This is a genomic window from Streptomyces lasiicapitis, assembly GCF_014646335.1.
In the GTDB taxonomy this organism is placed as follows: Bacteria; Actinomycetota; Actinomycetes; order Streptomycetales; family Streptomycetaceae; genus Streptomyces; species Streptomyces lasiicapitis.
Window position 1 is genome coordinate 151301 of record NZ_BMNG01000007.1, and the last position, 15110, is coordinate 166410.

At 70.6% G+C, this 15110-nt stretch carries 17 protein-coding genes; 10 read left to right on the forward strand and 7 right to left on the reverse strand.

The window, feature by feature from the left end; genetic code table 11:
- Positions 1 to 2: 2 nt before the first annotated feature.
- The 3 genes from IEY91_RS17060 to IEY91_RS17070 form a co-directional block, all read right to left on the reverse strand.
- On the reverse strand, positions 3 to 986 hold the full coding sequence (locus tag IEY91_RS17060; protein WP_189174622.1) for an ABC transporter substrate-binding protein: 984 nt from the start codon (positions 984 to 986) through the stop codon (positions 3 to 5).
- Positions 983 to 1843 (reverse strand): ABC transporter ATP-binding protein, encoded by an 861-nt coding sequence (locus IEY91_RS17065; RefSeq protein ID WP_189174623.1) that lies wholly within the window; start codon positions 1841 to 1843, stop codon positions 983 to 985. The genes IEY91_RS17060 and IEY91_RS17065 overlap by 4 nt, the downstream gene beginning before the upstream one ends.
- 151 nt (positions 1844 to 1994) lie before the next feature.
- On the reverse strand, positions 1995 to 2612 hold the full coding sequence (locus IEY91_RS17070; RefSeq protein ID WP_189174624.1) for an NAD(P)H-binding protein: 618 nt from the start codon (positions 2610 to 2612) through the stop codon (positions 1995 to 1997).
- Positions 2613 to 2814: 202 nt separating this feature from the next.
- On the opposite strand from IEY91_RS17070, the gene IEY91_RS17075 reads away from it, so the two are divergent.
- The gene (locus tag IEY91_RS17075) at positions 2815 to 3399 is read left to right on the forward strand and encodes a MepB family protein (RefSeq protein WP_189174625.1); all 585 of its coding nucleotides are present in this window, start codon (positions 2815 to 2817) and stop codon (positions 3397 to 3399) included.
- Here IEY91_RS17075 and IEY91_RS17080 read toward each other — a convergent pair.
- Complete coding sequence (locus tag IEY91_RS17080) at positions 3386 to 4075, reverse strand: alpha/beta fold hydrolase (RefSeq protein WP_229697026.1); 690 nt, start codon at positions 4073 to 4075, stop codon at positions 3386 to 3388. The genes IEY91_RS17075 and IEY91_RS17080 overlap by 14 nt on opposite strands.
- A gap of 327 nt (positions 4076 to 4402) precedes the next feature.
- Here IEY91_RS17080 and IEY91_RS17085 point away from each other — a divergent pair, with 327 nt between their 5' ends.
- Both IEY91_RS17085 and IEY91_RS17090 read left to right on the forward strand, forming a co-directional pair.
- Positions 4403 to 5203, forward strand: coding sequence for an SAM-dependent methyltransferase (locus IEY91_RS17085; RefSeq protein WP_164327763.1), 801 nt, complete (start codon positions 4403 to 4405; stop codon positions 5201 to 5203).
- 90 nt (positions 5204 to 5293) lie between these two features.
- Positions 5294 to 5875, forward strand: a complete 582-nt coding sequence (locus IEY91_RS17090; RefSeq protein ID WP_164327762.1) for a snapalysin family zinc-dependent metalloprotease — start codon at positions 5294 to 5296, stop codon at positions 5873 to 5875.
- A 117-nt stretch (positions 5876 to 5992) separates the two neighbouring features.
- Here the strand turns inward: IEY91_RS17090 and IEY91_RS17095 are convergent, their stop codons facing one another.
- Positions 5993 to 6508, reverse strand: a complete 516-nt coding sequence (locus IEY91_RS17095; RefSeq protein WP_229697027.1) for a MarR family winged helix-turn-helix transcriptional regulator — start codon at positions 6506 to 6508, stop codon at positions 5993 to 5995.
- Positions 6509 to 6647: 139 nt separating this feature from the next.
- Between IEY91_RS17095 and IEY91_RS17100 the strand changes: the two genes are divergently transcribed.
- From IEY91_RS17100 to IEY91_RS17115, 4 genes are all read left to right on the forward strand, one after another.
- Positions 6648 to 7298 carry an FMN-dependent NADH-azoreductase gene (locus IEY91_RS17100; RefSeq protein WP_189174626.1) on the forward strand — a complete coding sequence of 217 codons (651 nt, stop codon included), beginning with the start codon at positions 6648 to 6650 and terminating at the stop codon, positions 7296 to 7298.
- A gap of 56 nt (positions 7299 to 7354) precedes the next feature.
- Positions 7355 to 8701, forward strand: a complete 1347-nt coding sequence (locus IEY91_RS17105; protein WP_189174627.1) for a PucR family transcriptional regulator — start codon at positions 7355 to 7357, stop codon at positions 8699 to 8701.
- A 179-nt stretch (positions 8702 to 8880) separates the two neighbouring features.
- Positions 8881 to 9378: a flavin reductase family protein gene (locus IEY91_RS17110; RefSeq protein ID WP_229697028.1), complete on the forward strand. Its 498-nt coding sequence runs from the start codon at positions 8881 to 8883 to the stop codon at positions 9376 to 9378.
- A gap of 39 nt (positions 9379 to 9417) precedes the next feature.
- Positions 9418 to 10632 carry an acyl-CoA dehydrogenase family protein gene (locus IEY91_RS17115; RefSeq protein ID WP_189174628.1) on the forward strand — a complete coding sequence of 405 codons (1215 nt, stop codon included), beginning with the start codon at positions 9418 to 9420 and terminating at the stop codon, positions 10630 to 10632.
- Between the two features lie 86 nt (positions 10633 to 10718).
- Here the strand turns inward: IEY91_RS17115 and IEY91_RS17120 are convergent, their stop codons facing one another.
- Positions 10719 to 12206 (reverse strand): pyridoxal phosphate-dependent aminotransferase, encoded by a 1488-nt coding sequence (locus tag IEY91_RS17120; protein ID WP_189174629.1) that lies wholly within the window; start codon positions 12204 to 12206, stop codon positions 10719 to 10721.
- A gap of 143 nt (positions 12207 to 12349) precedes the next feature.
- Complete coding sequence (locus tag IEY91_RS17125) at positions 12350 to 12844, reverse strand: hypothetical protein (protein WP_189174630.1); 495 nt, start codon at positions 12842 to 12844, stop codon at positions 12350 to 12352.
- A gap of 359 nt (positions 12845 to 13203) precedes the next feature.
- Between IEY91_RS17125 and IEY91_RS17130 the strand changes: the two genes are divergently transcribed.
- The 3 genes from IEY91_RS17130 to IEY91_RS17140 are packed head-to-tail and all read left to right on the forward strand — an operon-like array spanning position 13204 to position 15046.
- Complete coding sequence (locus tag IEY91_RS17130; RefSeq protein ID WP_306309901.1) at positions 13204 to 13626, forward strand: STAS domain-containing protein; 423 nt, start codon at positions 13204 to 13206, stop codon at positions 13624 to 13626.
- Positions 13623 to 14288 carry a hypothetical protein gene (locus IEY91_RS41830; RefSeq protein WP_229697029.1) on the forward strand — a complete coding sequence of 222 codons (666 nt, stop codon included), beginning with the start codon at positions 13623 to 13625 and terminating at the stop codon, positions 14286 to 14288. The genes IEY91_RS17130 and IEY91_RS41830 overlap by 4 nt, the downstream gene beginning before the upstream one ends.
- Complete coding sequence (locus IEY91_RS17140; protein WP_189174827.1) at positions 14288 to 15046, forward strand: GAF and ANTAR domain-containing protein; 759 nt, start codon at positions 14288 to 14290, stop codon at positions 15044 to 15046. Before IEY91_RS41830 ends, IEY91_RS17140 begins: the two co-directional genes overlap by 1 nt.
- Positions 15047 to 15110 lie beyond the last annotated feature (64 nt).

Consider the following 15110-nt stretch of genomic DNA (forward strand, 5'->3'; position numbering starts at 1 on the left):
CGCTACTTCTTCGTGAGGGCGTCGACGACGGAGTCGACGTACTGGTTCATCGACTCGGGGCCGCCGAACATCCAGATGCCGTCGGGCAGCCGGTGCACGTTGCCCTTCTTCACGAACGGCAGGGAAGTCCACACCTTGTCCTTGGCGAGGACGCCGGTGAACGGGGTGCTGGTCTTGTCGCCCTTGTTGCCGATGTAGGCGAAGTGCGTGTCCTTGTCGAGCTTGGTGAGGCCCTCGACGTCGGTGGCGCCGAGGCCGTAGCTCTTGTCGCCCTTGACCTTCCAGGCGTTCTTCAGGCCGATCTTCTCGTTGACGGCGCCGATGAGGGAGCCGCTGGTGTAGGGGCGGATGGAGACCTGGTTGGAGGTCACGTAGCCGTCGGCGAAGGCGTAGTCGGCGCCGCCGACTCCGGCGTCGGCGAGCGCCTTCTTGCCCCCGGCGAGCTTGGCCTCGAAGTCCTTCTTGAGCTTCTCGGACTGCTTGGTGGTGCCGGTGGCCTTGGCGATGAGGTCGAGGTTCTCGGTCATCCGCCCGATCGGGTCCGAGGCGTCGGCGGAGCGGATCGCCAGGACCGGGGCGACCTTGCGCAGTTGCTTCACCGCGGCGGCCGGCAGGTCGGTGCTGGCGAGGATGAGGTCGGGCTTGAGGGACGCGACGGTGTCCATGCTCGGCTCGCCGCGCGTGCCGATGTCCTTGGGGCTGTTCTTCAGCGGGACGGCGGTGTCCCAGGTCTCGTAGCCCTTGACGTCGGCGACGCCGACCGGGTCGACGCCGAGCGATATCAGGCTCTCGACCTCGTTCCACTCGGAGGCGACGACCTTCTTGGCGGGGCCCTTCAGCTTCACCTTGGCGCCCGTGGCGTCGGTGAGGGTGAGGGACTCGGCGCCCTTCTTCGCGCCGTCGTCGGAGGACTCGGTGGTCCCGCAGGCGGACAGGGTGAGGGCCGCGGCGGTGGCGGCCGCCGCGGTGATCAGGAGGCGTCTCATGAGGTGGTGCTGAGCCTTTCGCTTCGCGAGTGGTGCCGGCCGATGGCGCGGGTGCGCAGATGGCCGGTGAGCGGGTCGGTTTCGACCTCGATGCGGATGCCGTACGTGTCGGTGAGCCGCTGTGGTGTGAGTACGTCTTCGGGGTCGCCGTCGGCGATGACCCGGCCGGAGTCGAGCAGCAGGATGCGGTCGGCGACGGCCGCGGCCTGGTCGAGGTCGTGCAGGACGGCGCCGACGGCGATGCCGTGGTCGTCGGCCAGTTCCCGTATGAGGTCGAGGAGTTCGACCTGGTAGCGCAGGTCGAGGTAGGTCGTGGGCTCGTCGAGGAGGAGTACGCCCGTTTCCTGGGCGAGGCAGCCGGCGAGCCATACGCGCTGGAGCTGTCCGCCGGACAGGTGCTCGGCGCCGCGTTCGGCGAGCTCAGCGACGCCCGTCATGGCGAGCGCGCGGTCCACGGCGGCCTTGCCGCCCGGGTCGGCCTTGCCCCAGCGGCCGCGGTAGGGGTAGCGGCCGAATTCGACCACGTCCCGCACCGTCAGCCCGCTGGGTGTGGGGCGCCCTTGGGTGAGCAGGGCGACGTGGCGGGAGAACTCACGGGGGCTCAGGGCGAGGCCGTCGGTGTCGCCGTCGATGACGAGCGTGGCGGTCCTGGGCCGCTGCAGCCGCGCGAGCGTGCGCAACAACGTCGACTTCCCGCTGCCGTTGGGGCCCACCAGGACCGTCACGTCGCCCGGGCGCAGCGTCATCGACGCGTCGTGTACGACATCGACGCCTTCGTACGCCACGGTGACGCCCGTGGCCGACAGTTCATGACCCTGGGGGCGCGCGGCCTCGGCGGTCTCTTCACCTTCATGCACGTCGAGGAGGTTAGCCTAACCTTACCGACGAGCGAAACGAGCCCCTGCTCCGTTGCCACAAGGAGATATTCGGCCATGCTCGACGTGCTGTCGGATTTCGCCAACGCGCCTAGGCGGCGGGGTCAGGGGCGAGGGCGGCGAACACGGTCGGTCAGTGGGCCGGGACGGGACCGTACGCGTCGTTGTAGATCTCGAAGGTCTTGCCCTGGGAGACGTCCGGGGCAAGCAGCGCCCGGACGCAGGCTTCCGCGACGTCTTCACAGGTGACGTGACCCTCACCGGTGTCGCCCTGTTCGATCCGCAGCCCGGTGCGGCCGCCGGGGTCGTCGGTCAGGCGGCCGGGGCGGACGATCGTGTACGGGGTTCCGCTGGTGCGCAGCGCCTCTTCGCCCAGGGCGCGGGCGTGGGCGGCGGCCTCGAAGCCGGGCACGGCGTCGGGACGGGTGACGTGGATCTGGCTGACGAGCACGCAGTGGATGCCGTGGGGCGCGGCGAGGCCGGCGACCATGCGGACCCCGTCGTTCAGGACGGCGTGCGCGCCGTGACTGTCGTAGGGCGACTCCACAGTGACGATGACGGCGTCACAGCCGGCCAGGGCGCTGCGGTCGGCCACGGGGTCGGTGATGTCGCCGTTGATCGCCTCGGTGGCGTCACCGGGGCGCGGGTGGCGGCTCATCGAGCGGGTGCGCCAGCCCAGGGCGGCGAGCTTGGCGACGGCATGGCCGCCGACGCGGCCGGTGCCGCCGATGACCAGGGCGGTGGACGCCATGGCGCGGGCCTCCCGTCGGCCGGTCGTGCGGTGCTTGCCTCCTGGGGCCGATGATGGCAGCGGTGGTGCCGGAGTGCGATTCGGGCGAGGCCTCCGGCGACCGGCCGCGCGAGAGCTCTATGCTGTCGTTCACGTGTTCGATTGCCTGCGATCCGGCGACGGTGTGCAGACTGCGGGAATGGCAGGGGAAAGAATGGAACGAATGGGACGAGATGTCGCCGTGGGGTCCGGTGCCCGAGATCCCGGGCCCTGGCCGGACGAGGCCGCGATCCCCGATGATCTGCTGGCGGCGAAGACGCTGGTGTACGACCCGTGCGGGTTCACGTGCTCGCGGCCGACGCCCGAGGCGGAGAGCGCCGAGTACGGGGCGTACGAGTTCACGCTGGACGGCTTGGCGGTCAGGTTCCGCGTGGCCAAGACGACCCCGACCAAGGTCGGCCAGTTCGTCACGGTGTGGAAGAGGTCTGCCAGCGGGGGTCCGATCCAGCCGTTCGACGCCGAGGACCCGGTCGACCTGTTCGTGATCAGCACCCGTGAGGGCCGACGGTTCGGACAGTTCGTGTTTCCGCGGGACGCGCTGTGCGCACGCGGCATCGTGTCCCGGCAGGGCGTCGGCGGGAAACGAGCCTTCCGCGTCTACCCGCCCTGGGTGACGACCACCAACCGCCAGGCCCACACCACCCAGGCATGGCAGTCGGAACACTTCCTGCCCCTGCCCGACGACCAGCCCATCGACACCGGCCGCGCCCGCGCCCTCTACACCTCCTCCACGCTCACGCCCCGCTGAGCAGACGCCCCTCCCCGGTGAAGGGGGATGACAGCGGCGTGAGCCCGAGCAGGCCCGTCACCGCGCTCGTGGTCAGCTCATGCCATGCGGCCGACCGCCGCAGCATGGCGTGACCGCTCCCCCGCATCTCCACGAAGCTCGCGTCCGCGCCGGCGGCCCTCGCCCGCGCGAGGAAGTCGGCGGACGCCTTCGGGTCGGTCACGCGGTCCCGGTCACCGTGCAGGAGCACGACGTGCCGGCCGTCGAGGTGCCGTACCGAATCCTCCGGAGGGCACCACGGTGCGAGCCCGACGACGCCCCGCACGTGGGCGCCACCGGCCGCGCGCAGGGCGGCACGGGCGCCCATCGAGTGCCCCACCAGCACGGTCGGCACGTCACCGGCGACGCGGGCGAGCTCGTGCAGGGCCCGCTCGGCGTCGTGGGCCGCGTCCGCCCGCCCGCCGTTCCAGCCGCGGCAGCGGTACCGCACCCGCCCGATGAGCACGTCGTGCTCCTTCGTGGCGCGGCGGACGGCTCGCTCGAAGGGGACCATCCGTGCGGCGGGCAGGTTCCACGCCCCGGGAGCCGACGTGCCGTACTCGTGGCCGCCGTGCAGCAACAGCACGGCGGCACGAGGGCGTTCGACGCTCCGGCTCACGGCCAGCGCCGAACACGGGGAACGGTCCCGGTGGTACACGATCTCTCCTTGCGGCTCCGTACGATCCACAGCGTCTGCGGGACCCGGCGCGCTCGCGCCCTTCGCGGTACGACGATGACGGCGCCGAGAACGAGCAGGTCCCCGGACACCGTGACATACGGAGTGTCCAGGGCACAGCGTCGGCCCCGGGTAAGGGAAGCGGCGCGAGCCCAGGTCGCGTACGCCGATGACGGGGCGGGCACCCCGGCAGCGGGCCGCACCGAGTGAACTCCCGGGCGCATTCATGGCTTTGGGGCTGCTGTTCGAGCAGAGGTCTCGCGCTGTACCGTCTGCCACGACCTACGGTGGCGAGGATTGGATCGGCGTATGACCAGCCCCCTGGACCGGGTTGACACCTCGACGGCGCACTCGGCACGCGTCTACGACTACATTCTGGGCGGCAAGGACCACTACCTCGTCGACGTCGAGGCGGGCGACGCCATGTGCCGGCACTGGCCGTCGCTGCCCGTGCACATGCGGGAGAACCGGCGGTTCATGCACCGCGCGGGGCGTTTTCTGGCCAAGGAGCGGGGCATTCGGCAGTTCCTCGACATCGGGACGGGGCTGCCCACCGCGCCGAACCTGCACGAGGTCGTGCAGGAGGTGGCACCGGAGTCGCACGTGGTCTACGTGGACAACGACCCCATCGTCCTCACGCACGCCCGCGCCCTGCTGCAGAGCTCGCCCGAGGGCGAGACCGCGTACGTGGACGCCGACATGCACGACCCCGACGCCATCCTGGACAGCCCGGAGGTCCGCGCACTGCTGGATCTGGACGAGCCGGTCGGCCTGCTGATCATCGGCATGCTGCACTTCATCCTGCCGCCGGACGACCACCGGCTGGTGCGGCGCCTCCTCGACCCGCTCCCGTCCGGCAGCCACTTGGCGATGACCATCGGCACCGCGGACTTCGCGCCCGAGGAGGTCGGCCGGGTCTCCGAGGAGTACGCGCGGCAGAACATGCCCATGGCCCTGCGCGACCTGCCCGCCGCCACCTCCTTCTTCGACGGCCTCGAACTGGTCGAGCCCGGCGTGGCCCAGGTCCACAAGTGGCGGCCGGGTGCCGGTCAACTCGCCGTCGACGACCGGGACATCGCGATGTACGGGGCGGTGGCGCGCAAGCCCTGACCTCGCATCGCGGAACAGCACAGCCCTCCCCACACACTCTCGGCTCCGCACGGAACCGAGGCCCCCCACAAGTGAAGTGAAGGGACAGCAATGCTGCATTACATACGGCTGGGAATAGCGAGTACCGCCGTCGCGGTCGCCCTGACCGCGGCACCGGCGGCGAACGCCCTGTCCGCGCCGGACTCGGCCGAGGCGAAGAACGCGTCGGCAGTGGTGACGATCCGGTACGACGACAGCCGGGCCGCGGGCTGGGAGGCGGCGATCGCCGCCGGCGTCGCGTCGTGGAACTCCAACGTCGACAACGTCAAGCTGGTCGAGGCCCCGCCCGGCACCCGGGCCGAGATCCAGATCGTTGCCACCAGCGGCTGGCCGCAGGCCACCCTCGGCCCGGTCCGCCCCGGCGGCAGGGCCCAGGTCCAACTCGGCCAGCAGGCGGTCACGGACGGGCACGACAAGACCCGTATCGCCGCCCACGAGCTCGGCCACAACCTGGGCCTGCCGGACACCAAGCCCGGCCCGTGCTCCCAGTTGATGTCGGGCTCCAGCGCCGGCACCAGCTGCAAGAACGCGGTGCCCGACGCCGCCGAGCAGGCCCGGGTCGAGCGTGCCTACGCAGGCGGCGCCGCGTCCCGTACCCCGGCCGACGGCCGCATGCTGGTGGACGCGCGATAGCCACGAAGGCGAGCACAGCACACGGCACTTGACGGCAACGCACACGGTGCCTGACCGCGACACCCGCGGTCAGGCACCTCGCCGTACACGCGGGTAAAGCCCGCCGACGATTCCGCGTCACTCCGGCGGAACGTTCCCGCTCCCGTAGAAGGTCTCGTCCAGGAACCGGACCGTCTCGGGCGAGGCCACCAGCAGGATCTTGCGCATGGCGTTGCTCACCTGCTCCAGTTCCTCCTCGGTCAGCGCGTCGACGACCATGCGCCGGACCTCGCGGACCTGGAACGGAGCGGCCTCGACGATCTTCTCGTAGCCCGCGTCGGTGAGGACGGCCTCGACCGAGCGGGAGCCCTCCGAGCAGGTGCGCCGCTCGACCCACCCGGCCTTCTCGAGCCGGCTGACCGCGTGCGACAGGCGCGACTGCGAGCCGTTGGCCATCTGCGCCAGCGTGGCCATCTTCATCGCCCGCTGCGGGGCGTCGGACAGCCCGGCCAGGATCGAGTACTCGAAGAAGTTCAGGCCCGAGTCGCGGCGCAGCTGGGCGTCGATCACCGCGGGCAGCTGCGTGATCACGCCGGTCACCTGCATCCAGGCGTAGCGCTGCGTCGGTGTCAGCCAGGGTGTGTCATCACTCACGCCCCCAGACTAGTGGATTGAACATTCAACTCCCGCATGTCACCATCACCGAGTCGGGTTGAACGTTCAACCCGTGCCGTGTGCCGGGCCTGGAAGCCCGCGCGCGCCCACGACCGGACGAACTCCAGGGAGTTTCCCCATGACCCTCTTGCGTATCGACGCGAGCATCCTCGGCCCGATCTCCGCCAGCAAGGAGCTGGCCGACCTGGTCCTGGCCGAGTGGGCGGCCGAGCGCCCCGACGAGCAGGTCGTGACCCGCCACCTGGGTACCGACCCGCTGCCCGCGGACGCGTGGGCGATCGTCGTGGAGGCCGCCCACAACACACCCGAGGACCAGCGCAGCGACGTCCAGAAGGCGGCCGGCACCCTGGCCAAGGAGCTCCACGACGAGCTGGTCGCGGCCAACGCCGTCGTCCTGGCGTTCCCCCTCTACAACTACGGTGTGTCCGCCCACGTGAAGAACTGGATCGACCTGGTCATCGCGGGGGCCGTCGTCACCGGGGGCACCTCCCGCGACCGCCTCCTCGAAGGCAAGCCGGTCGTCCTGCTGACCACCCGTGGCGGCAACTACTCCAAGGGCACCCCGAAGGAGGGCTGGGACCACAGCACCCCGTTCCTGCGCCGCGTCCTCGCCGACGCCTGGGGCGCCGACCTCACCGTCGTGGAGCGCGAGTTCACGCTCGTCGGCATCAAGCCCGAGCTCGACCAGTTCGCCGAACTCGCCGCCCAGCTCAAGGAGGCAGCCCACGAGGCCGCCACCGCGGCCGGCAAGGCCCTCGCCGCCGGCTGACGTTCACGGGGCCGTGGGTGCCGCCGTCGCGATGCCCCGACCGGGAGGAGGGCCGTGTGACCGGGACCGGTCAGCTGCGGCTGCGACGGCCCTGGGTCGCGCGGCTGGGCCCGCAGGACGACGTAGACGTCGAGGGGGCGGCGTCCCCGCGCGCGGTCGTCGAGGACGCCGTCGCACGCGTCGGCGCGGACCCCGTGCGCTGGGCGATCGAGCTGAGTTCCGTGGTCGTACGGCGAATCGTCGACGAGGTGCCGGCGCTCGGCGGCAGCCCCGGCGCGGTCGAAATGCTCCGCCGCGGCAATGAAGCGACCACCTTGCGGGCGTTGTTCACGCTGGCGGAAGGCCCGGCCGCCGCCCCGCCCGTCGGCGAGGCGACCCTGGAGGGCATCCGCGAGTTCGTCCACCGGGCCATACCGCTCGAACAGGTGCTGCAGGGCGTCCGGATCGGCCACGCTGCCACGACCGAGGCGTTCCTGCGCGCCTGTGCCGAGCTGGTCGACCCGGAGGCGGCGGTCGACGAGGTCACGGCGATCTCCCGCGAGTTGTTCTCGTACGTCGACGACCTGTCCGACGCCATGATCCGCACGTATCTCGTGGAGTACGAGGTGTGGAGCACCAGCGCGGCCGCGGCACGGGCCGACATCGTGCGTTCCCTGCTGGGTGACGCCGCGACGCCGGACGTCGGCGAGGCGTCGCAGGCCCTCGGCTACGACCTGCGGCGGACCCACGAGGCGGTGGTGGTGTGGTCGGACTCGCCGCACGGCAGCTCCACGCTGCAGGCGGCGGCGATCGAGGCGCTCCGGGCCCGGGGCGCGAGCACGACGCTGGTCGTCCCCGTGGCATCGGGGCGGTTGTGGGCGTGGGGCACGGTGCCTCCGGACGGCTCGCGCCGGACCGGTTCGTGGGAGACGGTCACGGAGGCGCTGTCCCGGCAGCAGGTGCACGCGGCCTTCGGGACCCCAGGGAGCGGCGTCGCGGGCTTTCGCCGCTCCCACCGCGAAGCCGAGCGCGGGGAGCGGTTCGAGCGGCTGCGGCGCGAGGCGGGGCGGGTGGCGAGGCGCGCGACCGCGTACGCCGACGTCGCGGCCGTCGCACTGTTGGCCGCCGATCTCGACGCGGCCGGTGACTTCGTACGACGCGAACTCGGCGCGCTCTGCGCCCGCAGCGCGCCGATGGAGGCACTGCGCACCACGCTGTACCACTACATCGGCGCCGAGCGCAGCCTCGTGGACGTCGCCCGACGCCTGCACGTGGCCAGGGGGACCGTCACCTACCGCGTGAAGCGGGCCCAGGAAGTCCTCGGCCACGACCTGGACGACCGCCGCTTCTCCCTCCACACCGCCCTGGCACTCGCCGAGGAGCTGGGGGACGCGGTCCTCGTGCCTCGCGACGCCGAGCGCTGAGCCCGACGCACCGGCCTCGGACCGGACCGGCGTGGCAGACCAACGGGCGCCCGGAATCCTGAGCCGGCAGACCAAGCGGCCGCCCTGGGAGCGGGAGTTCACTTCGTGGTGTCGGACGTGGCGATCCACGAGGCCACGTATCCCTTTCCCGACAGACGGACTCAAGCCCCGGGAGGCACATGATGATCGACCGAGAGACCTTCGTAGAGCTGATGAGCGGGGTGTGCGCGCCGGTCACCGTGGTGACGGCGACGACCGCGGACGGGCGGCCGCACGGCAGCACCGTGTCGAGTTTCGCCTCGCTCTCGCTCGACCCTCCGCTGGTGAGCTTCGCCCTGGACCGCTCCTCGGGGCTGCTTGCCCATCTCCAGCCGGGTGACCGGGTGGGGGTGAACATCCTCGGCGCCCACCAGCAGGAGCTGGCATCGACGTTCGCCCGTCGGCGCCTGGGCCCGGGGCTGAAGTTCGAGGGCGTCACCTGGACCGTCCGCTCCGGGCTGCCCTACCTGCCCGAGTCGGCCGGCTGGACGGCGGGACGCGTCGAGCGCCACGTGGACGGCGGTGACCACGTGCTGCTCGTCGTGCGGGTCGAGGAGGCCGAGTCGACGCCCACGGCCCCGCTGGTCTACGCGCGCCGGGTCTTCGGCACGCACTCCCTGCTCGCTGTCGCGAGCTGACCCGTACCCCGTATGACCCCTGACACCGGAGTGACGACGATGAGCATCATCATGGACGCCCCCCGCACCACCGACACCGCGCGCGAGCTGCGGGCCGACCTCGTCAAGCGCGCCGCGGCGCTGCGACCGCTGCTTGCCGGCAACGCCGACGCGACCGACCGCGAGCGCGGGGTGCCCGCCGAGAACATCGACGCACTGGCCGAGGCCGGTCTGCTCACGCTGATGCAGCCCGCCCGCTACGGCGGTCAACAGGCGGACTTCCGGAGCCTGTTGGAGGTCAGCCGCGAGGTCGGGCGGGCCTGTGGCTCCACCGCCTGGGTGACCGCGCTGCTCAATGCCAACGCGTGGTTCGTCGGCCTCTTCCCCGCCCGGGCCCAGGACGACGTCTGGGCCGACGCCCCTGGCGCCCGAGTGGCCGGCGTCGTCACTCCCTCCGGCACCGCGCGCGTCGTCGAAGGCGGATACCGGGTGAGCGGGCGCTGGGCCCCCGCCTCCGGGTGCGCCCACGCCGACTGGGCGGTCCTCGGGGTCACCCGGCCGGACGCCGAGGGCACGTCGGACGCCGTCGGCATCGTGCTCGTACCCATGCCGGAACTGGCCGTCGAGGACACGTGGTTCGTGGCGGGCATGCGCGGCACCGCCTCGAACACACTCCTCGGCGACGACCTGTTCGTGCCCGCGCACCGCTTCCACTCCGTCCCCGACGCCGTCGAGGGCCGCTACGCCACACCCTTCACCGACGAGGCCCTGTACCGGGCGCCGTTCGTGCCGGCCGCAGCCCTCGTACTGACCGGGCCCCAGCTCGGCCTGGCCGCGGCCGCCGTCGACCTCCTGACGGAACGGGCCCCGCAGCGAGCGCTGACCATGACGACCTACACCTCCCAGACCGAGGCCCCCACCACCCAACTCGCCCTCGCGCACGCGGCGTCCCTGGCCGACTCCGCCCAACTGCACGCCTACCGCGCGGCCGCCGACATCGACGAGGCGGCGCGGGCCGGGGCATTCCCCGACTACGATGCCCGCGCACGGATGCGGATGGACGCGGGCATGGCGGCAGTCCACGCCCGCGAGGCCGTCCGCAACGTCTGCTCGGCCCAAGGCGCTTCGGCCTTCGGCGAGTCCAACCCCCTGCAGCGCATCTGGCGCGACATCGAGACCGGCAGCCGCCACGCCGTCCTCAACCCCGAGGTGGCCGCGGAGATCTACGGCAAGTCACTGTTCGGCATCCGAGGCACGGTGTCCGTGATGGTGTGACCGCCGTGAGAACCAGCCCTCCGCGACCGCCCTGGGGCCTGTCCGGCGCGCCGTGAGGCTTGGAGCGCCTGATACCGGTGGACGATTCAGCGGCCGCCGTTCGCCCATGGAGCCAGGAGGTCGGCGATCCTCCGTACCGACGCGATGACTTCGGCGGTGTCGACGGCCGTGTAGCACAGCCGGAAGTAGCCCGGCTCGGCGCACGACAGGAGTTGCCCCGGGAGCAGCTGCACCTGGGCGTACGTGGCGACGTACCAGCGCAGCCACTCCTCCTCGCTGGAGATGTCCGGGAAGAGGATGGGCAGGGCGACCGTTCCCTGCTTCTCGGCCTCCGTGCTCCTCTCGGAGAACGGCTCCGGTACGCGGTCGAGTTGCGGAAAGTGCGGCCCGATCTCCGGCGGGATCACGGCCGTACCCGCCGGCGGCAGGTAGGCGCGCAGGTCGAGCCAGAAGAACTGCGCCGCGTTCTGCCCCTCGCGGTAGCGGTACGGGACCCCGCCGTCATCGAGGGCACGGCGGGTGTCCTGGTACGCGGTCGTCAGCCAGCCCCGGTACTGCTTCATCAACTCGACCGGATAGCTCTTGCCCTCGCTGGTGGTCTCCAGCATCTTCCCGATGACGAAGTGCTTGAGCGAGTCGAACGGGCTGAACCAGGAGAAGGAGTTCTGCTTGTCCTTGACGCCCTGCATGGCCTCATGGACCACCGGCGACTTGGAGATCACGACTCCGGCCTTGAAGCCCGACATCCCGAAGTCCTTGGCGAATCCCCATACGACGTGGACCCGGTTCTTCGCCTCCGGGTTGTTCCGGTAGGCGTCCAGTCCCAGGGCGCTGACGAACTCCGGCCGGGCCCCGGCGAGCTGGGAGTGGGCGTAGATCTCGTCGGAGATGATGTGCATGCCCGTCTCGTTGAGCACCCATCGGTAGATGCTCTCCAGCAGGTCCTTGCTGTAATTGTCGCCCAGCGGGTTGTTGGGGTTGGTGAGGACGAGCAGCTTCGGCGGCTCCGGCTGGGTCCGGTAGGCGTGTTGCAGATCTGCCAGGGTGAGCTCGAAGTTCTCCTTGCCCCTCTCCTGGAGATGGACGGGAACGGTGACCAGTTCGGGCCGTTGCTCGAAACACCAGTTGAAGCCCTGCCAGTAGGGGGCGGGCAGCAGCACCCGGTCGCCGCTCCGCAGGATCCCGCCGCCCTTGAGCGCGAAGGCCAGACACTCCAGGGCAGCCGAAGCGCCCGACGTGCCGAAGATGTCCTCGCTCTTCAGGTCCGGGGAGAGCATCGGGCGTAGCATTTCCGCGACGTTGTGGCGGATCTCCGGACTGCCGTACGAAGGGGCGTACTTGACGTCCTTCTGCTCGAGGACGCCTAGCCTGTCAAAGACGTTGTCCCGCAGCGATGGATAGACCAGCACGTTCTCCGCCGTGGCCAGGTTGGTCACGTCCGGATAGAGATCCTGGTGGACGGCCAGCCGCTGCTCCGGGTCGGCGGCCCCGGCGAGCAGCGCCGTGATCTCCTCGGGGCTCCGGCCCTCGGGGCCCTGCTGCGGTGTCGTGCTGCCATTCGCATTCCCGGCCATCGCGGATTCCTCACTCGACAGGTGCACTTTCCTGGCAAGCCCCCATCTTTCGGGAGGATCACGGGGGATGAACAGGACGCGAACCGGCCACGGAACAGCGGGGGTTGCTCACCTGCGTGGCGACCTGGCGCCTCATCCGGGTGTCATCCGGTGTTCCCTCGCCCCACGGGTTTCGGAGAGATCAACTGCCCCAGTGCTGTCATGTCGGCCAGCGCTCTGTCGTAGGAGGCGCGCGGAAGCTCGGCCGGCCTTTCCAGCGTCTCCTCGGTCCGCCGAAGGACCATCTCAAGCTGAGCCTGCGTAGAGAATGCGAGGTCCCGCACTTCCGCAGAGGGATGCGACACCCAGAGGAGCATGAGTGGCTCTCGGGCTGTGAGCCACCGCTCGTAGAGGCCCTTGACAGCGTCCCTCGGCGAGCCGTACTCCTTCAACTGACCCGTGGCGACCAGGGTGGGGTTCGCGTCGACGGCCAGTGCCGCGAAGGTTCCCAGCCCGGTCATCGCCTCTTGGCGTACGTGCTCCTGCTGTGCCTCATGACGCCCTCGCTCCGAGAGCCGGGCAGACAGCCAAACTCCCGCCAACGCGGACACCGGACTGAGTACGACTGCCACAAGTGCGATGACCTCTGAAGCGCTCATGTGCAGCACCCCTTCTCTTCGTCGGGGGATTTCGTACCAGTCTCCAACCACCTTCTGGCACACCCGACATGTATCCTGAGGAGCGGACGTCCTGGACCCCGGCGGACCTGTTGTTGCTCAACACGGATGGCTGCGGGGAGCGGACCTGTTCGTCCGGTCACCCGGTGCATCCCTTGGAGGGAACTGGGCGGTTCCCTTGTCCTGTTGTCCTGGTGGACAGATCGCTGGACCGCCTGTTCGCGTCTCCGCCGAACGTATGCCGCTGTCGGGAGCGTCCCGAAAGGAGCCGGGAGTCCGGCTCCTCCCCGTGGCGCTGCCCGGCGGGTCTCTGGAACTGAGGCGTCATGCCCCTACCACAGTTGAACATCTACCGGCACGACAGGCAGACCCGGGCTCTGATCACCCTGGCCGGTGAGATCGATCTGGAGACGGTGCCGCTGATGCGTGCGGCGCTGGAACGGTGCCTCCAGGACGGCGTGCGCACCATCGACGTGGACCTCACCCCTGTCACCTTCTGCGACTGCTGCGGTCTCAACGCCTTCATCGAGGCGTTCCTGCACTCAGCGGCGGCTGGGGGAACGCTGCGGCTGCACCACCCGCCGCCCATGCTGGCTCGAATGATCGACCTGGCCGGTTGCGGCTTCGTACTCATGGGGCTGTCGGCCGTTCCAGGGCCGGCGCCCCGCCGGCGCATCCCCTCCCTAGCCCCGGTTCCCGTCCCTGTGGCGTGTTTCGAGACATTGCATCGGCTCGCTCCTGCTGTCGCAGCCGGTGTGCTGTGACGGCCCGGCCCCGGCCGGAGCAGCCGCAGAAGCCCGCACTCGACGAGTCGTTCACCCCCGGCGCGGTGCCACTGCGTCGGGTGAACCGCTGGCTGGTGGAGGACTTGCGCCAGGATCTGGCGGATCTGTACGTGGAGTCCTGCGAGACGGAGCCGGGCGAGGGCTACCGCAGCCACAGCCGAGAGGACTTCCTGAACCGTCTCACCGGTGACGTCCGTCGGCCGGGGTTCGCCATGGTGATCGCGGAGACGGACGGCCTGGTGGGATGCGCCTTCGGATTCCCGGTGCGCAGTGACGGCTTCTGGTGGCTCGGCTTCGACGGTGAGCTGCCGCGCAGCATCGAGCAACTCACCGAGTCCGACAGGGTCTTCGCCATCACCAACATCCTGGTCCGCCCGCACCCGCAGGAGTACGACCTGGCCCGCCGTCTGCAGGAGCGCCTGCTGAGCGACCACCAGGCGTCGCTCGGCACCACCTTGGTGGATCAGGCCGATCGTCCGGCCCTCGCCGCCTTCCGGGCCTGGGGCTGGCAGGACATCGGAGAGGCGTGGAGGCCGACCGGCGCCACGATGTTCCGTGTGCTGGTGCTTCCCCTCGGAGAACGGACCGTGGCGAGGCTGGAGGGACTGGCCCAGCACGCCTGGACCCGGTGGCCCGGGTGATGCCCACCAGCCGCTCGTCGCGGATCCGTGTGCTGGTCGCCGAGCAGGCGGCCCGGCGGGGTGCCGGGGTCGGGGTGGTGGACGTGTGCACCGCGGCGGTGGCCGCGCTGCCGGTCGGTGGGGCCGGCCTTTCAGCGATGTCCCGGACCAGGGCGAGCTACCCGCTGTGCAGTACCGATGACATCAGCGAGCGGTTGGAGGAACTGCAGCTCACGCTGGGCGAGGGGCCGTGCGTGGATGCCTTCACGCACGGCGTGGCCGTTCTCGTGCCCGACCTGCGGAGCGGTGAACTGCAGGACTGCTGGCCCGTGTTCGCCGATGCGGCCCTGGAGGCCGGTGCCCTCGCGGTCTTCGCGCTCCCTCTGCTGAACGGCGCGATCAGCCCCGGGGTTCTGGACCTGTACGCCCAGGTCCCGGTCCAGTTGGACACGGAGGAGCTCGCCGACGCAATGGCCTTCGCCGATCTCGCGACGCTGGTCCTGCTCGACGCACAGATCGACGAGACGGGTGGGCCAGCCGGTGACGGCGCGCCGAAAGGGCACATGGAGGACCTGGGCGAGTACCGGGCAGAAATCTCCCAGGCCACCGGCATACTCACCGTTCAGCTCGGCGTCGGTATCGAAGAAGCCTTCATCCGGCTGCGCGCCTACGCCTATGCCCAGGGGCTCCGGCTCACCGTGGTGTCCGCCGACGTGGTCGCCCGTCGGCTCCGCTTCTCCCCGGACGCGGAGCCGACCCGGACCGACGAAGATCCCTGACGCCCCCGCCCTGCCCGAGGAGCACACGATGCCCGGCCCGAGGAGCACACGATGCGCCGCACTT